The organism is Hyphomicrobium sp. (assembly GCF_041659645.1).
In the GTDB taxonomy this organism is placed as follows: domain Bacteria; phylum Pseudomonadota; class Alphaproteobacteria; order Rhizobiales; family Hyphomicrobiaceae; genus Hyphomicrobium_B.
The window spans coordinates 43,333-64,110 of sequence record NZ_JBAZXX010000006.1 but is presented as its reverse complement, the minus strand read 5'-3'; the positions used below and the strand labels follow the sequence as shown (position 1 = coordinate 64,110).

General features: G+C 60.0%; 19 protein-coding genes. 5 read left to right on the top strand and 14 right to left on the bottom strand.

Going from position 1 to position 20,778, the window contains the following annotated elements; all coding sequences use genetic code 11:
* Nucleotides 1-7: 7 nt before the first annotated feature.
* Together WC811_RS19935 and WC811_RS19930 are read left to right on the top strand one after the other, a co-directional pair.
* Nucleotides 8-1,288 (top strand): aromatic ring-hydroxylating dioxygenase subunit alpha, encoded by a 1,281-nt coding sequence (locus WC811_RS19935; protein WP_372647194.1) that lies wholly within the window; start codon nt 8-10, stop codon nt 1,286-1,288.
* A gap of 5 nt (nt 1,289-1,293) precedes the next feature.
* The gene (locus WC811_RS19930) at nt 1,294-2,400 is read left to right on the top strand and encodes an FAD-binding oxidoreductase (protein WP_372647193.1); all 1,107 of its coding nucleotides are present in this window, start codon (nt 1,294-1,296) and stop codon (nt 2,398-2,400) included.
* A 31-nt stretch (nt 2,401-2,431) separates the two neighbouring features.
* On the opposite strand, the gene choV is transcribed toward WC811_RS19930, so the two are convergent.
* From choV to WC811_RS19910, 4 genes are all read right to left on the bottom strand, one after another.
* Complete coding sequence (gene choV / locus WC811_RS19925) at nt 2,432-3,622, bottom strand: choline ABC transporter ATP-binding protein (protein WP_372647192.1); 1,191 nt, start codon at nt 3,620-3,622, stop codon at nt 2,432-2,434.
* Nucleotides 3,619-4,473 carry a choline ABC transporter permease subunit gene (choW, locus tag WC811_RS19920; protein WP_372647191.1) on the bottom strand — a complete coding sequence of 285 codons (855 nt, stop codon included), beginning with the start codon at nt 4,471-4,473 and terminating at the stop codon, nt 3,619-3,621. Before choW ends, choV begins: the two co-directional genes overlap by 4 nt.
* A gap of 96 nt (nt 4,474-4,569) precedes the next feature.
* On the bottom strand, nt 4,570-5,496 hold the full coding sequence (gene choX, locus WC811_RS19915; protein WP_372647190.1) for a choline ABC transporter substrate-binding protein: 927 nt from the start codon (nt 5,494-5,496) through the stop codon (nt 4,570-4,572).
* A gap of 264 nt (nt 5,497-5,760) precedes the next feature.
* The gene (locus WC811_RS19910) at nt 5,761-6,801 is read right to left on the bottom strand and encodes a GlxA family transcriptional regulator (protein ID WP_372647189.1); all 1,041 of its coding nucleotides are present in this window, start codon (nt 6,799-6,801) and stop codon (nt 5,761-5,763) included.
* 395 nt (nt 6,802-7,196) lie between these two features.
* Here WC811_RS19910 and betB point away from each other — a divergent pair, with 395 nt between their 5' ends.
* Entirely contained in the window at nt 7,197-8,657 is a 1,461-nt protein-coding gene (gene betB, locus WC811_RS19905) for a betaine-aldehyde dehydrogenase (RefSeq protein ID WP_372647188.1), read from the top strand.
* A gap of 48 nt (nt 8,658-8,705) precedes the next feature.
* Entirely contained in the window at nt 8,706-10,367 is a 1,662-nt protein-coding gene (gene betA, locus WC811_RS19900) for a choline dehydrogenase (protein ID WP_372647187.1), read from the top strand.
* Between the two features lie 11 nt (nt 10,368-10,378).
* Here the strand turns inward: betA and WC811_RS19895 are convergent, their stop codons facing one another.
* Nucleotides 10,379-11,926 (bottom strand): DHA2 family efflux MFS transporter permease subunit, encoded by a 1,548-nt coding sequence (locus WC811_RS19895; RefSeq protein ID WP_372647186.1) that lies wholly within the window; start codon nt 11,924-11,926, stop codon nt 10,379-10,381.
* A complete protein-coding gene (locus tag WC811_RS19890) occupies nt 11,913-12,800 on the bottom strand; it encodes an HlyD family secretion protein (RefSeq protein WP_372647185.1) in 888 nt (295 codons plus the stop codon). Before WC811_RS19890 ends, WC811_RS19895 begins: the two co-directional genes overlap by 14 nt.
* 550 nt (nt 12,801-13,350) lie before the next feature.
* Here WC811_RS19890 and WC811_RS19885 point away from each other — a divergent pair.
* Nucleotides 13,351-13,986, top strand: coding sequence for a GNAT family N-acetyltransferase (locus tag WC811_RS19885; RefSeq protein ID WP_372647184.1), 636 nt, complete (start codon nt 13,351-13,353; stop codon nt 13,984-13,986).
* A 17-nt stretch (nt 13,987-14,003) separates the two neighbouring features.
* Here WC811_RS19885 and WC811_RS19880 read toward each other — a convergent pair whose 3' ends face one another.
* The 8 genes from WC811_RS19880 to WC811_RS19845 form a co-directional block, all read right to left on the bottom strand.
* The gene (locus WC811_RS19880; protein WP_372647183.1) at nt 14,004-14,177 is read right to left on the bottom strand and encodes a hypothetical protein; all 174 of its coding nucleotides are present in this window, start codon (nt 14,175-14,177) and stop codon (nt 14,004-14,006) included.
* A 114-nt stretch (nt 14,178-14,291) separates the two neighbouring features.
* Nucleotides 14,292-15,599, bottom strand: a complete 1,308-nt coding sequence (locus WC811_RS19875) for an MSMEG_0569 family flavin-dependent oxidoreductase (protein WP_372647182.1) — start codon at nt 15,597-15,599, stop codon at nt 14,292-14,294.
* A gap of 39 nt (nt 15,600-15,638) precedes the next feature.
* A complete protein-coding gene (locus tag WC811_RS19870) occupies nt 15,639-15,926 on the bottom strand; it encodes an MSMEG_0570 family nitrogen starvation response protein (RefSeq protein WP_372647181.1) in 288 nt (95 codons plus the stop codon).
* On the bottom strand, nt 15,919-17,082 hold the full coding sequence (locus WC811_RS19865; RefSeq protein WP_372647180.1) for an MSMEG_0565 family glycosyltransferase: 1,164 nt from the start codon (nt 17,080-17,082) through the stop codon (nt 15,919-15,921). Before WC811_RS19865 ends, WC811_RS19870 begins: the two co-directional genes overlap by 8 nt.
* Nucleotides 17,079-18,059: a sll0787 family AIR synthase-like protein gene (locus WC811_RS19860; RefSeq protein ID WP_372647179.1), complete on the bottom strand. Its 981-nt coding sequence runs from the start codon at nt 18,057-18,059 to the stop codon at nt 17,079-17,081. The genes WC811_RS19865 and WC811_RS19860 overlap by 4 nt, the downstream gene beginning before the upstream one ends.
* Nucleotides 18,056-18,601: an MSMEG_0567/Sll0786 family nitrogen starvation N-acetyltransferase gene (locus WC811_RS19855; protein ID WP_372647178.1), complete on the bottom strand. Its 546-nt coding sequence runs from the start codon at nt 18,599-18,601 to the stop codon at nt 18,056-18,058. Before WC811_RS19855 ends, WC811_RS19860 begins: the two co-directional genes overlap by 4 nt.
* The gene (locus WC811_RS19850; RefSeq protein WP_372647177.1) at nt 18,598-19,800 is read right to left on the bottom strand and encodes an MSMEG_0568 family radical SAM protein; all 1,203 of its coding nucleotides are present in this window, start codon (nt 19,798-19,800) and stop codon (nt 18,598-18,600) included. The genes WC811_RS19855 and WC811_RS19850 overlap by 4 nt, the downstream gene beginning before the upstream one ends.
* A complete protein-coding gene (locus WC811_RS19845) occupies nt 19,706-20,767 on the bottom strand; it encodes a Nit6803 family nitrilase (RefSeq protein WP_372647176.1) in 1,062 nt (353 codons plus the stop codon). The genes WC811_RS19850 and WC811_RS19845 overlap by 95 nt, the downstream gene beginning before the upstream one ends.
* Between the last annotated feature and the right edge of the window lie 11 nt (nt 20,768-20,778).

Sequence of the window (20,778 nt, the reverse complement as noted above, 5' to 3'; positions counted from 1 at the left end):
GGACCACATGCAATTATCAAATGAACTGCGGTCCCTGATCGCGCGCCGGCGGCAAGGTTATAGTCTGGAGGCGCCGTTCTATCAGAACGCGGAAATTTTCGACCTCGATATGGAGGTCATTTTCGGCCGGACGTGGATTTATGTCGGCTGCGAGCCCGATATTCCGGAGCCAGGCGATTATTTCACGGTACCGTTGGGCAAGACATCGGTCGTCGTCGCGCGCGATGACGATATGTCGATTACAGCTTTCCATAATGTTTGCCGGCATCGTGGCGCGCGCCTCTGCGATGGCGACAAGGGAAGCGTCGGCAACGTCGTCTGTCCGTATCATCAGTGGACCTACGACCTTCGAGGAAACCTGATCCATACCGAACACATGGGCGATGATTTCGATCGCAGCAAATTCGGTTTGAAGATGGTGCACGTTGGGAATGTCGGGGGACTGCTGTTCATATGCCTTGCGGAGACGCCGCCGACGGACTTCGAGCAGATGCGCCGCGATATGGAGCCGTACATCCTTCCGCACCAGATCAGCAATTGTAAGGTCGCGTTCGAGGAAGATCTCATCGAGAACGGCAATTGGAAGTTCACGATGGAGAACAATCGTGAATGCTACCATTGCAAGGCAAACCACCCCGAACTCACGATTTCGCTCTACGAGTTCGGCTTTGGCTATCAGCCGTCGCCGGAGAATGCCGATGAGGTGCATGCGTTTAAGGAAATGACCAAGCAAGAGCATGCGCGGTGGGAATCCTGCGGACTTCCTTCGGTTGAATTGGAGTTCCTCGATAGCCGCGTGACGGCGTATCGAACGGAGCGGCTGCCGCTCGATAAGGCGGGTGAGTCGCAGACGCTCGACAGTAAAGTCGCGTGCAAGAAGCTACTGGGAAGCCTTACACAGCGGAACCTCGGCGGTCTCTCGTTCTGGACGCAGCCGAATTCCTGGCATCATTTCATGAGCGATCACATCGTGACGTTCAGCGTACTGCCGATAGATGCCGAGCACACGCTGCTGAGAACGAAGTGGCTTGTCCACAAGGATGCGGTCGAGGGGCAGGACTATGATCCCAAGGATCTGAGCGCGGTCTGGAATGCGACGAACCGGCAGGACGGTTCACTCGTCGAGCGCACACAGATCGGATCGTACAGCTCCGCCTACCAGCCTGGGCCGTACTCGCCTTATACGGAAGAGTTGGTCGAGAAATTCATGTCGTGGTATTTTCAGCGGCTTCGGACCGAAACCGGACATGAATCGGCGACCGTCAGCCCGTTTGCCGCGAGCGCCTGAACATCATGACTGATACACAAAGCAGGTTGGGGCCGGCGCTCTGGGAGGCGCCGCCGGGTAAGTGGAATCCCGACGATGACGATACGCTCGTTTGCACGCAGGTACGGGCGGAAACGCACGATGTTAAAAGCTTCCTGTTTCGAACGGCGTCACCGAAGCTGTTTCGCTTTCGCCCAGGGCAGTTCATCACCATCGAGGCCGAAATCGACGGCGAGGTGATCCATCGCTGCTACACGATTTCATCGCCGCCGACACGGCCCGACACGTTGTCGATTACAGTCAAGCGGAAGTCGGGCGGCAAGGTTTCGAATTGGTTGCACGACAATCTCAAGCCTGGGGTGGCGATTAAGGCGCTTGGACCGGCGGGCGATTTCAGTTGCTCGTCGCATCCGGCGCCGAAGTATCTATTCTTGTCGGGCGGTTCGGGCGTGACGCCGTTGATGTCGATGTCGCGCACCTTCTATGAGCTTGGCGAGGACAGGGACGTCGTCTTCGTTCATAGCGCTCGCGCACCGCGCGATATCATCTTCCGACACGAGCTGACGATGATGGCTCACGGCATGAGCCGGTTCCGAACGGCCTTCGTGTGCGAAGAACTCGGAGAGCAAAGGGACTGGAGCGCTCCAACGGGATATCTCACGCTGGCGCTTTTGAAAGCCATCGTTCCGGATTTGGCGGAGCGCGTGATCTTCTGCTGCGGTCCGGAAGCCTATATGGCGAATGCCCGCGCCATGCTCAAAGAAACCGGCTTCGACATGGCTCATTATCACGAAGAAAGCTTCTCGTTCGAGCGGTTAAGCCCGGAGGAGCAGGCGGAAACGCAGGACGCTCCGGCCGAGGTCGCGGGTGGAAGCTTTAAAATCGAATTCACAAAGTCGGGACGCACAATTGATTGCCGCCCGGATCAGTTCATCCTCGATGCCGCGAAGGCTGCCGGCATGAGACTGCCATTTTCGTGCGCCAGAGGCCTCTGCGGCTCGTGCAAAAGCAAGAAGCTGTCAGGGCAGGTCGCGATGACACACGGCGGCGGCATTCGGCAGCGCGAAATCGATGCCGGCATGATCCTGGTCTGTTGCAGCAAACCTCTTGGCGACGTTGTCATCGAGAAGTAACGAGCAGGTTCGGCTGCGACTGCTGCACCTTCTAATCCTTGCGGCGCAATATTGCCTGCAGGACGTCGGGCACGCTGATGGCGCCGACGAAACGGTCGGCATCATCGAATAATGCCACGGGCGCGGCTGCCGTCTTGTGCATCGCCAGGATCACGGTCTTCAGGCTGGTGCCGGGCCTCGCCCAGTAGATAGGATATGAGTTCGCGGGGAGAGTTCCTTCGACATCGCTGCAAGATACCCAAGACGCTTGCCGACCGTCGCATTCGGCGCCGATGACGATGCCGTTGTCATCAATCCGGAATTTTGTCGTCTTCTTGCGGTCGAGCCAAATCCAGTTTTCGTCAGCTTCTTCCAGATCGTGTTTCGTGCGCATGACGTTCCAGGCCGTTAGGACGGAGAGTGGGTTCACGTTGGCGATGAAGTCTCGAACGTAGTCGTCGGCCGGTTGGAGGACGATATCTTCAGGCGCTCCCGATTGCACGATCCGCCCGCTTTCCATGATGGTGATGCGGTTGCCGATCTTGAGCGCTTCCTCAAGATCGTGACTGACGAAGACAATTGTCTTCTTGATGGTTTTCTGAAGTTGAAGCAGCTCATCCTGCAGTTTCGTGCGGATCAGGGGATCGAGCGCGGAGAACGGTTCGTCCATCAACAGTATCGGCGCGTCGGTAGCGAACGCGCGAGCTAGGCCGACGCGCTGCTGCATACCGCCTGAGAGTTCGTGGACGTATTTATTGGCCCAAGTGTCAAGGCCGACCAAATGCAGTTGGCGGTCGACGCGCTCTTTCAATTCGGCCGGCGGAACGCCCGCGAGTTCCAGGCCGAGACCTGCGTTTTCGCGCACCGTTCGCCAGGGGAGCAGGGCGAATTGCTGAAACACCATCGCGACTTGGTTTTGGCGCATGTGCCGGAGGGTTGCGGCGTCACACTTGGCGATGTCGACCATGCGGTCGCCGTCCTTCACCAGGAGCGAGCCGCGCGAGACCTTGTTTAGCCCATTGACGGCGCGGAGAAGCGTCGATTTTCCGGAGCCTGAAAGCCCCATCAGAACGGATATTTCGCCCTCGTTGACTATGAGGTTGGCTCCGGCAGCGCCGAGCACCGCGCCTGTCTTGGCAAGGATTTCCGCGCGCGTTGCGCCCGCATCGACCATCGCCAACGTTTTTGGAACGTCCTTGCCGAAGATGATGTCGACATCTTTGAATTCGACTGCGACGCTCATTTGCGTGTCTCCGGTTTTGCGGCGAGGGCACGGTCGAGAATGATCGCAAGGATCACGATCGCAAGACCGGCTTCAATGCCGAGCGGAATATTGCGGTTGGCAAGCGCCCGGTTGACCGGGTTGCCAAGGCTCGGGGCGCCGATCAAGGTCGCGAAGACGACCATCGACAGGGACAGCATGATGCACTGCGTCAGCCCCGCCATGATCGACGGGAGTGCTGCGGGCAGTTCCACTTTCCACAGGAGCTGGCGTTTCGTTGCACCGAAGCTTTCGCCGGCTTCGAGCATCGGCTTCGGGATGGAGGTCAGGCCGAGATATGTCATGCGGACGGGGGCGGGCATCGCGAAGATGATCGTTACGATCAGTGCCGGCGCGGCGCCGAGTCCGAACAGAATGAGAATGGGGATGAGATAGACGAAGGTCGGCATCGTCTGCATGAGGTCGAGGATCGGCTGCGTTATGCGCCAGACGTTCGGCTTATGAGCCGCCCAAATGCCGATCGGCACACCGATGAGCATCGAGAGGGAGGTCGCCGATATAACCAGAACGAGCGTCTGAACGGTTTCCTTCCAGAGTCCTTGATTGAGGATGAAAAGAAGCCCGAGCAGGACGCCAGCGGCCAGGATGAGGGAGCGCCGGAGCCAATAGGCTAAACCGGCTATGGCAATCGCGAGCAAGACCGGCGGGACTTGAAGCAGAAGGCTCGATGTCCCGTCGACGGTCGTTCCAAGAACAGTGGAAACCGCATCGAAGAACCACTGGAAATAGTCGGTGACGAAATCGAATATGGCTTTGCCGAGTTGGCCGACCGGAATTTTCCAAGAGGCTATCAGCTTCGATACGGGATCCATCTGCGCCGCTCCCAGTGCTCAAACTCGTTTCGGGTGTGACGGCCGCGGATACCGCGACCGTCCGGTTTCGCCGGGTAGATGCGTTAGGGAGCGATCCTATTTCGCGAGCGCGGCCTTCAGCGCGGCGGTTGCGTCGCCGCCGTCGAAGGTCGTGACGCCGACAAGCCACGGTGTGGCGGTGTCGGGGTTCTTCTTCAGCCATTCGAGCGCGGTTGCCTTGGGATCGGCGCCACTCTTCAGGACGGGTTCCATCATCGCGCCTTCCATGGCGAGATTGAACTTCAAGTTGCTCAGAAGCTTGCCGACGTTGGGGCATTCCTTTTCGTAACCAGCGCGGACGTTGGTGCTGACGGTTGCGGCGCCGAAGCCGGAATCACCCATGCCGTCGAGATAGGCAATCTTCATTGCGCCCATGACGGGATGCGGCGTCCAGCCGAGGAAGACGATCCAATCGCCTTTCTTCATGGCTTTTTCGGCTTGGGTCAGCATGCCTGCTTCCGAGCTTTCGACAAGCTCGAAGCCTTCCAGTTTGTTCTCGGGCTTGGCAATCATGGTGCTGATGATGCGGTTGCCGTCGTTGCCGGCTTCGATGCCGTAGATCTTGCCGTCGAACTTGTCTTTATGGGCGCCGAGATCGGTCAAGCTTTTGACGCCGGCGTCGGCAACATATTGCGGGACAACGAGACCGTAACCGGCATCGGGGAGATTGACGCCGAGGACTTCGACGGATTTGTCGTCCATGTAAGGCTTGATGTCGGCCGTCATGCTCGGCATCCAGTTGCCAAGGAATACGTCGATGTTTTTGGTCTTCATCGAGGCGTAGGTGACAGGGACTGAGAGCGTCTTGACTTCAGGTTCATAGCCGAGCGCCTCGAGAATGGTGGCGGTCGTGCCAGTCGTCACCTGAATGTCGGTCCAGCCGACGTCGGCAAAGGTGACTTTCTTGCAAGTGGCACTGTCTGCGTGCGCCGCGGTCGCGGCCAGGATGAGGGCGAGAGCGGCCCCGATCGCTATGCGTGTCATGACAACTCCTGTTGTTGGCAACGGCAGGCTTTATTGACAACAGTCCGCTTGCGGGGACTGGAAACCAGATCGCCCTTCTGTCGGTTGCCTGTTGAAGGCGCCACCCGGCGTGGGCGACCCCATCAGCTAATAGCAGCCGCGAGCTATCTATTTTTGCAATTACGACGCGATCTAGCGTTTACGCGCCTAGGGCACGATCCTTTCGGTAGAGAGAGTTGGTTCGGTTCTGCCGGATCGAAGATCCCCGAATGCCGGGCTTTCGACTTAGTTGGAGGACATACGCACGCGGCTGGTCGCTTTTCGCAGCGGCAGCGGGGCGCTGAATTCGGTCACGGCACTGTGTGGCTGGCGCTCGCTGCGCGGTGTGCGGCCATAAAGAGCGCGATAGGATTTGCTGAAGTGGCAAGTCGATTGGAAGCCGCAGGAAATGGCGATCTGCGTGATCGACATCTGCGACTGCAAAAGCAGTTCGCGCGCCCGCCGGAGACGGAGCTGCAAATAATACTTCGTCGGCGTCGTTTCGAGCGATACCTGGAACATTCGCTGGACTTGCCGCAGAGAAAGTCCCGCCAATTTGGCCAGTTCGACAGCGGTCAGCGGTTCCTCGAAATTGGCCTCCATCAGCGCCGCGATATCGACCAGAGCGCTATGGCTAAATCCCAGACGCGCCGCCAGGGGAATATGCTGGCGATCGAAGCCGTCACGGACGCGTTCGAGAATGAATTGGTTCGATATGTCGGCGACCAGCGTCTTGCCGAAGGCGCATTTAACGACTGACAGCATCATGTCGACTGGCGCAATGCCACCGGTACACGTGACGCGGTCGCGGTCGATCACGAAAAGTTCTTCCTGGAACTGAACGCGCGAGTGAAATTCCCGAAGTCCGGCCATATTCTCCCAGTGGACCGTACACTTATAGCCGTCCAACAGGCCGGATTTCACAAGTGCATACGTGCCGGTGCAAAGGCCTCCGAGGACGATGCCGTCGTGGGCTATCCGGCGGAGAAGATTGATAACCTTGTCGTTGACGAACTTTTCGACGTTCGTGCCGCCGCAGACGAGCACCATGTCGAGGTCACCGGCGTCGTCGTAGGTTTTTGCATCTGCGAAGGACAGGCCGTTGCTCGAGGATGCCGACCGGCCGTCGGGGGTAAGGATTGTCCAGGAATAATGGGGCTGGCCGCTCAAACGGTTAGCCATCCGCAGAACCTCGATCGCGCTTGAGAGCGCAATCATAGTGTATTCGTTCAGAGTCAGAAAGCCGATCCTACGGATCGCGCCCAACGTCGCCGGAACCTCATTCACGTAGCAAAGCTCCCGGATGCTCCGCAAACCAACGATAATCGCGATATCCGAGTATGACCTCGAACAGACGACCGTCGCAAAATCTTAGCACTCCGTCGTTCTTTGACAAGTTCTAGAAAGTTTAATTCTTGCTAGAGAAATGGGCTTTTAGTGCCGCAAAAGCGGGCGACCGGCCGGCCTTTTGGTTCGACTTTAGTCGGCTCGTTCAAGCCTTTGCCTCTGTCGCAGCCGACAATAATTGTGTCGTATCTGACAATGCCAAAAAGGCGCCGGACCGGCATAGAGATCGGCATGGGATGACAAACATCCGGCCGGTGTTCGTGCGCCGGTGACGGCCGTGACGGAAGCGCGCTGTGCTCGCTCGCGGCAGTAAGCAGATCCAATGAGTGTGGTTGATGGCGCAGTTGCTGCAGAACTACATCGGTGGCCGCTTCGTTGCGGCATCGGACGGTGAGACCTTCGAGAATACCGATCCGGCCACCGGCGAACTCATTTCCCGTGTCGAGATCGCTCTTGCGCCGGAGGTTGACGCCGCCTTGCAATCGGCGCAAGCCGGGTTGGCGCGATGGTCCGCCTTATCGGGTGCGGAGCGCGGACGCGTTCTCAATAAGGCCGCGCGTATTCTGCGCGATCGCAATCGCGAACTGGCCGAAATCGAAGTCCGCGACACTGGCAAGCCGATCCAGGAAGCGGACGTCGTGGACGTCGTCAGCGGCGCCGATTGCGTTGAATATTTCGCAGGCGTCGCGGCGACGCTGCATGGCGAGCAAATCGCGCTGAAAGATGCCTTTGTCTACACGAGGCGCGAGCCCATCGGGGTTTGTGTCGGCATCGGGTCGTGGAACTATCCGATCCAGATCGCGTGCTGGAAATCGGCGCCGGCCCTGGCATGCGGCAATGCGATGATCTTCAAGACGTCAGAGTTGGCGCCGACGACATCAGCAAAGCTTGCCGAGATCTACTCCGAGGCGGGCGTACCCGACGGCGTCTTCAACGTCCTGCACGGCGATGCCCGCGCCGGATCGATGCTGACGACCGATCCGCGGGTCGCCAAGATTTCGCTGACCGGCTCGGTCGGGACGGGCAAGAAAATCGTCGCGGCGGCGGCTGCCACTCTCAAGCGCACAACGATGGAATTGAGCGGCAAGTCGGCGCTGCTGGTGTTTGCCGACGCCGACCTTCGGCAAGCGGTTTCCGCGGCGATGCTCGGCAATTTCTATACTCAGGGCGAAATCTGCACGAACTGCACGCGGGTTTTCGTGCACGACGATATTTATGACAGCTTCATCGACATGGTCGTCGAACGGACGAAGAAGCTTCGGATCGGCCTGCCGCTCGATCCGGAGACGCAAGTCGGGTCGTTGATCTCGCGCCCGCACATGGAGCGGGTGCTGGGTTTCGTCGCCGCCGGGAAGGCTGAGGGCGCGCGCCTTTGCTACGGCGGCGAGAGGGTGGACAGTGTGCCGCTCGATCGCGGAAACTATGTGCGCCCTGCCGTTTTCTCCGAATGCACCGACGATATGAGCATCGTGCGGGAGGAGATCTTCGGGCCGGTCATGTCGGTTCTGAGATTCCGGGACGAAGACGATGTAATCACACGGGCGAACGCGACGCGCTTTGGACTGGCGGCCGGTCTTTTCACGCGCGATCTCGCGCGTGCGCATCGCGTTGCGGCGCGGCTTGAAGCCGGTATCTGCTGGATCAACAACTACAACATAACGCCGGTGGAGATGCCGTTTGGCGGCATCAAGGAATCCGGATTCGGGCACGAGAACGGTCAAGCGGCCATCGAGCATTATACGCAACTCAAGAGCGTCTACGTCGAGCTCGGAGACGTGCAGTGCCCGTATGAATGACGGCGACTTTTGACAATGTGAACCATCAATGCCGGGATATTTAGAGAGATGAGCACCTCCCAAGACTTCGACTACATTATTGTCGGCGCTGGGTCAGCGGGTTGCGTACTTGCGAACCGGTTGACGGAGGACGCGGCGGTTCGGGCTTTGGTTCTCGAGGCGGGACCGCAGGACAACAGCATTTTCATTCATATGCCGTCGGCGTTCGCTTACCCGCTGGCGGGTACGAAGTATAACTGGTGGTACGAATCCGAGGCGGAGCCTTATCTCGATAATCGCCGGATGTACTGTCCGCGCGGGCGCGTCGTCGGCGGATCGTCATCGATCAACGGGATGATCTACATCCGCGGACATGCGTTCGATTACGACGCCTGGGCGCGGCACCAGGGTCTGCAGGATTGGTCGTATTTCAATTGCCTGCCGTACTTCAAGAAAGCCGAGACCCGCCTCAAGGGCGGTGACGCATACCGCGGCAATTCAGGCCCGCTCTACGTCACGACGGCGCCATGCACCAACCCGCTCTATGACACCTTCATCGAGGCGGGACGCCAAGCCGGATATCCGGTGACCGAAGACATGAACGGCCACCAGCAGGAAGGTCTCGGCCGCATGGACATGACGGTCTACAAGGGCCGCCGATGGAGCGCCGCGCAAGCCTTTCTACGTCCGGCGCAGAAGCGCGGAGGCATCGAACTCAAGGCGAAGACGCTCGTCACGCGCATTCTGTTCGAAGGACGCCGCGCCGTTGGCGTCGAGTTCAGCAGGGGTGGCCGCTTGGAGACGGCGCGAGCGACGCGCGAAGTCATCATCAGCGGCGGCGCGATCAACTCGCCACAGATCCTGATGCTGTCGGGCATTGGCAACGCCGACGCGTTGAAGGCTCTCGGCATTCCCGTCGTGCAAGATCTTCCGGGCGTCGGCGAAAATCTTCAGGACCACATCGAAGCCTACGTGCAATACGAATGTACGAAGCCAGTTTCGATTTACAGCGCCAACAATCCGCTGGCTAAGCTCAAGATCGGCATCGAATGGATTTTGACGGGTAAGGGGCTCGGTGCGACCAATCACTTTGAATCGGGTGGCTTCATCCGGAGCGAAGCCGGCGTTCTGCATCCAGATCTGCAATATCACTTCTTCCCGATGGCGATCAGCTACGACGGCACGTCGGCGGCGAAGGGACATGGCTTTCAGGCGCACATCGGGCCGATGCGTCCGACGAGTAAAGGTTATGTCAAGCTGAAGTCATCGGATCCGCGCGAATATCCCCGCGTGCTGTTCAACTACATGCAGACCGAGCAAGATCGGAAAGAGATGCGCGCGGGCATTCGCCTGACGCGCGAAATCTTCGCCCAGCAGGCGTTCGATCAATATCGCGGCGACGAGCTGGCGCCAGGGCCCGGTGCTACGAGCGACGCCGATATCGACGCGTTCGTTCGAGCGAAGGCTGAGAGCGCTTATCATCCGTCGTGCTCGTGTCGGATGGGGGCCGACGATATGGCGGTCGTCGATGGTGCGGGACGGGTGTACGGCGTCGAGGCGTTGCGCGTCGTCGATGCGTCGATCATGCCGGACGTGGTCAGCGGCAATCTCAACGCGCCGACGATCATGATGGCGGAGAAGCTGGCGGATGTCATCCGGGGGCGGCCGCCCTTGCCCGTCGAAGAGGTGCCGGTGTGGTCCAACCCGAACTATGAGACGCAACAGCGGTAGCTGCGCCGGGGCTAATGCTTGCTGGCGGCGCCGAAGGCCGACGCGGCGCCCGTTTGCTTCAGCAACAACACCAACGGGATCAGAATGAGGAAGCTCAAGGTTATGAAGCCGAAGGCCTCGACGAAGCCGATCATCGTCGATTGGCGCGTCAGCTCGTAGCTCAGAAGTTGCTGTGCACGCGGATCGGAGAACGGGAGGCCGACCTGATCGAGCCAAGCGTGCAAGGCGGGATTATAGGGATTGATTCCGGCGCCAAGCGTTTGGAGATTCTCGTGCGTGGCACGCGTCAGGACCGTAGCGCCGATAGCGATGCCCAGAGAACCGCCGATCGTGCGCGCGATATTGAAGATGCTCGCGGCTTGGTCGGACGCAGTTGACGGCAAGGTCTGATAGGCCAGAGTCGATAGCGGCACGAAGATCATGCCCATGCCGAGGCCCTGAACAATGCCCGGCGCGATAATCCAGAAGGTATCGACGTTGAGATTGTAGAGCGTGGTCACGTAGGTTCCGGCCGCAGACAGGGTCAGTCCGACGAACACCAGCCAGCGCGCGTCGATACGCTGGATGAGGGTTGCGACCACGATCATGCCGAAGGCGACGGCGATGCCACGCGGGGCCATCACCAGCCCTGCCGTGCTTGCGGGATAACCGAGCAGATGTTCCAGAAATAGCGGCTGCAACGCGATGGTGCTGAGCATTCCGACGCCGAACGCCATGATCAGAAACGACGACGTCGCGAGATTGCGGTCCTTGAGAAGATTGAGCTTCAAGATGGCATCGGGGCGGTTGAAGCTTCGAACCGTAAACGAGACGAGGCAGGTGATCGCCACGGCCGCCAAGCCGACGATCATTTGCGATTGGAACCAGCCTTCCGAGTTCCCGCGATCAAGAAGCATTTGCAGGCTGCCGACGCCGACCGCGAGGAGCAGAGCGCCGATCCAGTCGAATTTGGCGCCCGTGTGCGGGGTGGGTTTGATGTAGGCCGCGATGAGCGCCAGGTTGATAATGCCAATCGGCAGGTTGACGTAGAATACCCATTGCCAACCGAGGTGATCGGTAATGAAGCCGCCAACCGTCGGTCCCATGATCGGTCCGAGGAGAACGCCGATCCCCCAGATCGCCATCGCCTTGCCGCGCTTTTCTGGTTCGAAGCTGTCGACCATCGTCGCCTGCGAGAGGGGAACAACGCTCGCGCCGAAAGCACCTTGCAGTAGACGGAAGAAGACCATTTGCAGGAGCGAATGCGCTTGTCCGCACAGCATCGACGAAATGACAAAACCGACGACGCTGACTGTGAGCACGCGCTTGCGTCCGAAGCGCTCGGCCAGAAAGCCGCTCATGGGAATGACGATGGCTTCAGCGACGATATACGACGTCAAAACCCAGGTGATTTGATCCGGTGTCGCGCCGAGGGTGCCCATCATATCGGGCAGGGCGACGTTGACGATGGTCATGTCGAGGATGACCATCAGCACCGCCAGCAGAACGGCGATAGAACTCAAGATCCTGGGAGCCAGCGGACCGCGTGTCGGCGATCCTATCTGGTTACTTGGTGCCACTCGCGACTCCATCCGAGGATGTGTCGATCGTCACGGATGCCGACGCGCCGACGCCCATCGGCGGGTCGTCTGCGTCCAGCGTGAGTGCGATGCGGACGGGGAAGCGCTGAACAACCTTGACCCAGCTGCCGGTCGCGTTTTCCGATGGCAACAACGAAAAGGAGGAACTGCTGGCGCGACTGATCGCTTCGACCTTTCCGGTCAGTTCTTTAGACGGGTAGATGTCGAGGAAGACGGTGGCAGCCTGACCGGGCTTGATGCGCGCAAGGTCCGTTTCCTTGAAGTTCGCGTCGACCCACCAAGTGGACGTGTCGACGAGCGGGAATATGCTCATGCCGGCTTTTGCGATGTCGCCGGGGCGGATGCGGACCTTGCCGACGGTTCCGTCGACGGGAGCTTTGATCGTGGCGTGATCGAGTTCGGTGCGGGCTTGCGCGACGGCGGCCTGAGCTTGCTCCACATTACCCTTTGCAGCCGCAGCCTGCGCGCCGGGTGCGCCTTGGGCTTGCTGCTGGGCGACCGCAAGGCGACCTTCCGCCAACTTCAGTGCGGCCTCGAACGGCGCGGGATCGATCTGAAGGAGAACGTCACCTGATTTGACAGACGCATATTCCTGAACCCGGACCTCCGTCACGACGCCGGTCACCAGGGGCGCGATCTGGATGATGTTCGCCGCGATCTGGGCGTTGTCGGTCGAGGGATAGAGCGTTTCATGTCGCCAATAGGCGTAGCCGGCAGCGATCAGCGCGACGATCCCCAAGGCGCCGAAGATGCCGAGCCCGCGCCTGGAAAGCAGCGGAGTGCGATCCGGCGTCGGGGCGCTGAGATGGGTACCGTTGGCCGGCGGCTTCCTATCTGGCAATCTGTCCTGCATCGGCTTTTTCCGCTTATTCGAAGGCTGCAACTTTCGAAGTCCTTTGAGGTTGCGTTGTACGGGGAATTTTGCGGTAGATTCGGGTCGTAATCGACGCCGGCACGGTGCAAAAGAAGTGACAATTGACGCCCCTCTATAGGCTCTTTGAGGGTTTGTCACCAACGCGACAATCGTCCTTGCCATGCCGCTCAAGTGTCGCGGAGCGGAATTCTGAGGCACGCGCCGGAGCGTTCATATTGCGGCTTTCGGTTTTAGATTGGATACGGCGTCCCTTACGGATCGGACAGGTTGTGGGGCGAAGAACAAGCGATACCGGAGCAGAATGAAAGGCTGAGCGCAGCCATGTCCCGGCTTTAAAGTTAATAATGGCTGGCACCGGTTGTTTGTGTCTGAGAAAGTTCGGGCGAGCACAGCGGAATTTGCGGTTTCCACGAAAGGATGGGGCGGGCATTAACGGATCGGGAGCGAATGGGTGAGAAATTCTTGTCCTTGAAAATACTGGCTTGAAGAATTTTGTAGATGCTTATGCAGCCCGGGGAATGTTGAGGCCGTGATTGTTTCGCAGCGATTGGAGCAAGCCGACGCATCACACACGCGCTTGCTCGCGCAGTATGCAAAAGCGTCATTCAAAACGGCGGACATTGAGGGCCGGCTGGCGACGCTGGTCCGGGATAAGCCGATCGTCGAATTGAGGACCGAGGGCGGGGAGCTTTTCTTTGTCAAGCGCTCGATGTCCGACGCTGAGTTTAGCTACAAGGTTTTCCGTACCGAGGTTTCGGCCATCATAGGCGACACGGCGATCGGGTTCTGCGAAATTAAAAAACTCGCCAACGGGATCTGTATGATCGCCGACGCCGAGGTCGAGCCGTCTTATCAGCGACACGGCATTGCGACTTCCGTCTATGACCTCATCACGTCGGATATGGCGGATGTCGGGGGCCTTTTGTGGCCGGTTTCTCCGAAGACGATGTCGGACGGTGAATTCAAGGTGTGGTGGCGTCGCTCGCCGGCGCTGGTGTTCTATTATCCTCATCGCGATCGCCTTGGGCTCACGCCGCGCGCCGAATTCGATGAGTTGTTCAATGAGACGTTGAATAGCGGAATTTGGGAAAAGGGCGTCGCTTATTGCTCAGCCCTGCTGTCCCGCATCCGACGGTTCGTGGGCTTCGGCTCGGTCCGCCGATGATGTGTTTCGCTTGCCGTTCAACGCTGAGCGGCCGCCAGTATCCGTTCTGCCGCGCCAAGCGCATCGCGGACTTTGGTTGAGATCACGCAGCGCCGCTGAAGCTCGCGGTCGGCGAATTTCAGCGCGTCGCGTAGTTGCTCAATGACCCCGAGGGCGGATGCGTCGTTCGCGCTGCGCTCTTGTGCGTCCATGTCCATGTTGTCTCCTCCCGGCCCGTTGTGAGGAGGCAACATCCTTCTCGCGGCAATTTCAAGGAATGTGCCGCGAGCGTGTCTTTTTCGAGAGCGAACAAAGCTGGCCGGCGATTATGCGGCGCTCGCCTGATTGCCGCCGAGGAGCGCATCGCAAAGAGGATTGGCCTTGCGCGGATTGTCGGCATGCGCGGCGATCTCCCCGCCGAGGTGTTCAGCGTCCCGGGCGATGCCTGAGAAGCGGCCGGATCCCCAAGTGTGCAGCCAGGGCAGTCCGAGGAAGTAAAGGCCCGGTACTCCGGTAACGCCGCGATCGTGAACGGGGGCGCCGCGGTTGTCCATCGCGGGAAGTTTGATCCAGCTGAAGTCGGCGCGGAAGCCGATGCACCAGATGATCGATGTGATGCCAGCTGCTCGGTAGTCGAGTTCGCTCCGTTCCGCCTTCGGCACCCAGAGCGGATTGTAGCGCGGCTCGACCGGTGCCTGGATGGCGTTTTTGGTAATGAACGCGTCAATGCTGTTCTTGATCGATTCCGAAGTCTTGTCGGCATTGTCGAGGCATTGTTCCAGGTCCTCGGCGACGAGAAACTTATCGTCATTGAGGCCGAGCAGCTTGCCGTAAAGCTCCATACCTTCACGCGCGAATTTGCGAAGGTCGATATCGCGACCGCCGTCACGGCCGGTGACGTAGTGGTTGGTGTTGTCGCGCACGCCCTGGCGCAGCGGGTGCTCCTTCACCGACATTTCGTAATAGCCCATCTCGGCGAGCCACTTCACGACGTCCTTGCCGCGATAGCGGCGGGCGACACGCGGCGCGTCGCCGACACAGAGGTGAACCTTTCGGCCCGCGAGATGAAGGTCTTCCGCGATCTGGGCTCCGGACTGGCCGCTGCCGACGACGAGCACAGCGCCGTCGGGAAGCTGCTCGGAGCTGCGATACAGCGACGAATGGATCTGCAAGACATTGGCGTCGATATTTTTCGCGTAGGGTGGAACGATCGGGATTTGATAGCCGCCTGTCGCGACGACAACCTGATCGGCGGTGTAGCGACCGTAACTCGTATCGATGGTGAAGCCGCCATCGGCTGTGCCTCTGACGCCGTTGACGGCCACGCCTTCGCGGATCGGCGGATCAAGCGCTTTCACGAAACCCTGCACGTATTCGATGATTTCGTCGCGGACCATGAAGCCGTCGGGATCGTCGCCGCGATAGGGATAGCCCGGCAATTGACACTGCCAATTGGGCGTCACGAGGCAGAACGTATCCCAGCGTTCGGTACGCCAAGTGTGGGCTGCTTTGTGTTTCTCGAAGATGATGTGGCGAATGCCTCGCTGCTTCAGGCTCGAGCTCATCGAGAGGCCGGCCTGGCCGCCGCCGATGATGGCAACGGGATAGTGATTTCCTTGGTAATGGGCGCTCATGGCGTTACCTTTTTGGGGGACGATGTTGCGTATCGAAGGTCATTCGCTGAATGCGATGACCGTCACGCGTGCATCGGGGTTGTTAGTGAAATCTGCGGATTTACGTTCGATCTCGGCGATCTGAGACAAGGCATGACCGCAAGCCATGCCGTACTTCGCGTGGACGCGTTCGCTGCCGATGTTGAGGGCGGTTCGGGCGCGTTCGACGAAGTCCTTGAGGGCGTAGCTTTGCCCCGGGCTGAAATAGTCCTTGATGACGAGCGACGGCGAATAGCAGGTCTCGGTCTTGTCGTCGGGCCAGCGGATGGCAAATTCCATTTCAGGCATGGCAGTTTTCTTTCATGGCTTCGTAAACTGGAAGATGGGCGAGTGCGATGGTGGTCCAGTTGTGCCGCCTCGCGACGCCAAGGCGGCGTTCCACGAGATCGGCGCGAGCCGGGGTTTTGATCGCCGAAAGCATGGCTTCGGCAATCGAGGTGCTGTCTTCGGGATCGCACCAATGGACGTCATCCCCGGACAGGAAATCGGTGAATGGGCGGATACGCGACGCGACGACGGGCACGTCGCAGGCGAGGGCTTCGAGCACGACAAGTCCGAAGCCTTCGTTGAGCGATGGAAAGACAAGTGCCGAGGCGCGGCGATAGAGCGACGGCATCAGCCTGTCGGGCACCGTGCCGGTAATGATCACCGAACTTTTCGGCAGACACGAGAGCTTTAAGACTTGCTCGAACTCGTGCCGGTAAAATGAGTGATCGAGAACGCTGGCACCACCCGCGATGACGAGCCGCGCGTCCGGATTTTGAGCATGGCATTGCGCGAATGCGGCGAGAATGCCGATCGTGTTCTTGCGCTGCTCGATCCCGCCGATGGCCAAATAGATAGGTCCGTCGCCGGGCACGAGCTTTTCGCGCAGCTCGGTATCGTAAAGGGCGTGCGGATCGCGATTGAAGCGAAAGACATCGACGCCGTTGCCGGTCAGGCTTGCGAAACGGCTGAAGCGTGTTTCGATTTCCTCCTGCCAAACCCTGCTGACGGTAAACAACTGGTCGGCCCGTTGGATGCTTTCTGCCTCAAGGACAGTGACGCGTACATCGGAAAAGGGGTCGATGTGGTGGACCGTTCGCGCGAACGCCGGAATGCGGCGGCGATCCTTCAGCGCCAGAAGCGCATTCGCTGAGATGCCGTCCTGAGCGTGCCAAACGTCGAAGGTGTGCTCCGGCACCGCGCTGAAATAGCTCGTGTAATCGGCGACTCTGGAGAGAATTGTTTCATGCAGCGCGTACGCAGGCGGCTCAGAAGGGACGATGACTGTTTGGCAGAGCGTCGAGCGGAAGAAAGCGGTTTCTCTTTGTCCCGGTGCAAAGACGACGGGTTCGTGTCCGAGGCGCGCGAGGGCGTCGGCAAGTTCCAGGGTGTGAATGACGCCGCCACGCGGATTCGTGGAGTGGGTCAGGAGTGCGATTTTGAGGGGTGTGTTTTTCATGGCGTCGCCTCACGGCGGCCAAGGCCGAGAAGCGGAGAGGTGGCAAAATCCCAAATGGTCTCGCGATTTTCACTGTCGGAGATCTCGACCCGCGTTCCTTTCGTGACCGCGCCGACGTCGGCGGCTGCAACGCCCTGGGCGGAGAACATCGCAAGCACCCGCTCGGTGTTTTGCGGCGGGACGGACAGGATGAAACCGAAGCTGGGAAATGTCTGGAGCCAGCGTTCGAGTGGGACGCCGGGGGGCTTCGGTATTTTATCGAGATTGATCGTTATGCCGACGTTTGAGCATTCCGCGAGCATGATCGAGGTGCCGACGATACCAGCCTGGCTGATATCCTTGGCGGCTTTGGAAAGCCCCCGTTCCGCAATGGTCGGCAAGATATCGTAACAGGCTCGAAGGCGTTCCGGAGGCGCGTCGGTTGCGGCTTCCCAATTCGAATATGGCTCGCGATAGCGGCCGCGAAGATCGATTGCTGCGATCAGATGATCGCCGGGCTCCGCATCGAACGACGTCAAAAGCTTCTTGGCGCGGCCGAGGATCGCGACGCTCAATTGGCGTTCGGCTCCGCTCGTACACGTATGACCGCCAACAATTGGAATGCCGAAGGTTCTGGAGGCTGCTTTCATACCGGCGAGAATTGGGTCGGCCTCATCGGCGTTCGAAGCAAGAATGCAATCGACGACGGCGACGGGACGGCCGCCCATCGCGGCGACGTCCCCCAGGTTGACCATGATCCCGCACCAACCCGCGAACCACGGATCGCCGGTGACGAATTCGTTCAGGAAGCCTTCGATCGCGAACAGAAGATAGCCGCCGCCATCGGGAATGGCGGCGCAGTCATCGCCGACAGCTGCCGTCGCGACACGATTGAGGTCGAGTTGTTCGGCGACCGTCGCGATGGTGCTCTTGGCTGCGAACGCGCGGCTTTTGCGGAGCCGCTCGGCGAGATCGATTATGTCGGGCGCGAGTGTCATGCGGCAATCGTCCTTGGGCGGGCGCTGAAGCCGGTGGCTGCGTCTTCGAGGGGCGGATAGAAGTCCAGGTCTGCTTGCATGTAGTGGTGCGGGCGGCCATGGATCTCGAGTTCGGAAAGCGTTTGCCAGTGCATCCGGCGAAAGAGCGCGGCGTTCTGGGATTGGACGTTGGCGAGAAACGTGTGGCATCCGCGCGCGCGCGCCGAGGAGACGGCGAGGCGGATGAGCGCCGATCCCAACGCCCCGACTTTGCGATACCGCTCGGCAACGGCAAGACGCGATCCCCACCAGACTCCGGGTTCGGCCTCGTGAATGCGGACGGTACCAACGACTTCGCCGGTGACGATGCCGAGCGATGTCAGGGCGACGATGGGGATGGCGTGACAATCGATCTCGTCGCGGTCGTGGCCGTTGAAAATGTGCTGCTCCTCGCAGAAGACTTGGCGGCGAAGATCCTCGGCGCCTTGCAGCTCGAAGCGATTGGTCGCGAATTTTACGCGGTATTCACTGGGGAAGAACGGCGGGACGGGTTCGAAGATCATATCGACGCCCTCCGCTCGTAACTCGAAAGCGCGGAGCAGGCGCCGCAGCGGCCGCATCCGGCTTTGATGTTGTTCGAGAGAAGGTTCGAGTGGCGGAGCATCGCCGACAGCGGCTCGAGGATGCTCCGCATGAAATCCGGCGTCGGCGTCGGATGGCTTTCGAGCGGCGTTCCGGCGATCGGCACGAACGGCACTACGAATGGGTAGACGCCGAGAGCGATCAGCTTCTCGCTGGTTTCGAGAATGGCTTCGCGGGTATCGCCGAGGCCCGCCAGAATGTACGTCGAGACTTGGCCACGGCCGAAGACCGGCACCGCGGCGGCGAAGGCCCGGTAATATTTTTCGAGCGAGACCTGGGCCTTGCCCGGCATGATCTCTGCGCGGATTTCCGGCGTCACGGATTCAAGATGGAGGCCCAAGGCGTCGACGCCGCTATCCTTGAGGCGTTGGTACCAAGCATCGTCGTCAGGCGGTTCGCATTGCGCCTGGATCGGGAGCGCGACGGCGGCTTTGACCGCAGCGGCGCTCTCGGCGAGGATCGCGGCTCCACGGTCGTTTCCGGGCGGGGTGCCCGTCGTCATGACCATGTGCTTGACGCCATCAAGCTCGACGGCGGCCTTCGCGACTTCGGCAAGTTGCGCGGGAGTCTTGCGCTCAATCGTGCGCTTGGCGGCGAGCGATTGGCCAACCGAGCAGAACTGGCAAGTCTTCGTTCGGCTCTGATACCGAATGCAGGTCTGCAGCACGGTCGTCGCGAGCACGTCGCGGCCGTGCAGCACAGCGATTTTGGAATAGGGAATGCCGTCGGCGGTCGTCAGATCGTAGAAGCGTGGCCGCAGCGGAAAGCTGATTTCACCGACGTCGATGCCGTGACGGGTGATGCGGCTTTTGCCGTCTGTGCTGGGGCGATCGATGATGTACGGACTTTCGAACGCCGGCGCATTGTGCACCGGCACCATGACGGTCGCTTCTCCGATCGTCATGGCCTTGTGGTCGGAGGGGCCAGCGCCGCCGCGTCGGCTTTCGGCGCCAACTTTCGGATCGACGAGGCGAGCCCCGAAGGTCTGCAATTCGTTGATCAGTTCCGGCTCCGCGAGTTGCGGGCTATTCGATGCTTGCTCCGGTGTAAAAACCGCAAAGGTCGCGGCCGGACGCTTTGGCGGGACCGTTGATAGCTGTGGACGCGGCATGGGTTTCATCGATTGATCCTCCACCGATGGCGATAGCCTCAGTTGATGCGGTGCGCAGGGGCACGGCGGGTCTGTCGTCGAGAAAGAGTTTCAAGAGTTCGGGGCGGGCGTAGTGGCCGACGGAATCCATCATGCGCTTGCGCTTGAGCACGAGGCCCATATCGAGGTCGGCGATCAGGATGCCTTCGCCAGACGTCAGCGGCGGGACGACGTGATTGCCCTCGGGCGAAATGATCGCCGTCATGCAGCCGCCGCGAAGCGCCTTCTCCAGCGCTTCATTCTTAGCGATGGCGGAGATCTGCTCGTCGGTCAGCCAGCCGGTGGCGTTGACGACGAAGCAGCCAGATTCGAGTGCATGATGACGGATCGTGACTTCGATCTGATCGGCGAAGATCGGACCGACCATGGAGCCCGGAAACTGGGCGACGTGGATTTCCTCGTGCTGCGCCATCAGGGCGTAGCGGGCGAGAGGATTGTAATGTTCCCAGCAGGCGAGCGCGCCGACACGGCCGACGGCGGTGTCGACGACTTTCAAGCCTGAGCCATCGCCTTGGCCCCAGATCATGCGCTCGTGATATGTCGGCGTGATCTTGCGGCGCTTCAGCAGCAGCGAGCCGTCGGAGTCGAACACGAGCTGCGTGTTATAGAGGGAGCCGTGGTCGCGCTCGTTGATGCCGAGCACGACCACGCAATTGTTCTTCCTCGCGGAGGCGGCAACGGCGTCCGTCACCGGCCCCGGAACGACGACAGAATCTTCGTAGAGGCGCAGATGCTCACGCCCGGTCAGAACCGGCGGATGGACGAAAGAGAAATACGGATACCAGGGCACAAACGTCTCGGGAAAGACGACGAGGTTCGCTCCCTTGCTAGCCGCTTCGTCGATCGCGTTGAGGACGCGCTCGACGGTCCCGATCGGGGTTTCGAGGTCGGGGGCGATCTGAACGGCGGCGGCGCGGATGACGGTTTTCTCAGCCATTGACAGCTTTC

Coding starts and splice junctions, on each gene's coding strand:
- WC811_RS19935 (WP_372647194.1), top strand. CDS start 8: ATGCAATTATCAAATGAACTGCGGTCCCTGATCGCGCGCCGGCGGCAA.
- WC811_RS19930 (WP_372647193.1), top strand. CDS start 1,294: ATGACTGATACACAAAGCAGGTTGGGGCCGGCGCTCTGGGAGGCGCCG.
- choV (WP_372647192.1), bottom strand. CDS start 3,622: ATGAGCGTCGCAGTCGAATTCAAAGATGTCGACATCATCTTCGGCAAG.
- choW (WP_372647191.1), bottom strand. CDS start 4,473: ATGGATCCCGTATCGAAGCTGATAGCCTCTTGGAAAATTCCGGTCGGC.
- choX (WP_372647190.1), bottom strand. CDS start 5,496: ATGACACGCATAGCGATCGGGGCCGCTCTCGCCCTCATCCTGGCCGCG.
- betB (WP_372647188.1), top strand. CDS start 7,197: ATGGCGCAGTTGCTGCAGAACTACATCGGTGGCCGCTTCGTTGCGGCA.
- betA (WP_372647187.1), top strand. CDS start 8,706: ATGAGCACCTCCCAAGACTTCGACTACATTATTGTCGGCGCTGGGTCA.
- WC811_RS19890 (WP_372647185.1), bottom strand. CDS start 12,800: ATGCAGGACAGATTGCCAGATAGGAAGCCGCCGGCCAACGGTACCCAT.
- WC811_RS19880 (WP_372647183.1), bottom strand. CDS start 14,177: ATGGACGCACAAGAGCGCAGCGCGAACGACGCATCCGCCCTCGGGGTC.
- WC811_RS19875 (WP_372647182.1), bottom strand. CDS start 15,599: ATGAGCGCCCATTACCAAGGAAATCACTATCCCGTTGCCATCATCGGC.
- WC811_RS19870 (WP_372647181.1), bottom strand. CDS start 15,926: ATGCCTGAAATGGAATTTGCCATCCGCTGGCCCGACGACAAGACCGAG.
- WC811_RS19865 (WP_372647180.1), bottom strand. CDS start 17,082: ATGAAAAACACACCCCTCAAAATCGCACTCCTGACCCACTCCACGAAT.
- WC811_RS19860 (WP_372647179.1), bottom strand. CDS start 18,059: ATGACACTCGCGCCCGACATAATCGATCTCGCCGAGCGGCTCCGCAAA.
- WC811_RS19855 (WP_372647178.1), bottom strand. CDS start 18,601: ATGATCTTCGAACCCGTCCCGCCGTTCTTCCCCAGTGAATACCGCGTA.
- WC811_RS19850 (WP_372647177.1), bottom strand. CDS start 19,800: ATGAAACCCATGCCGCGTCCACAGCTATCAACGGTCCCGCCAAAGCGT.
- WC811_RS19845 (WP_372647176.1), bottom strand. CDS start 20,767: ATGGCTGAGAAAACCGTCATCCGCGCCGCCGCCGTTCAGATCGCCCCC.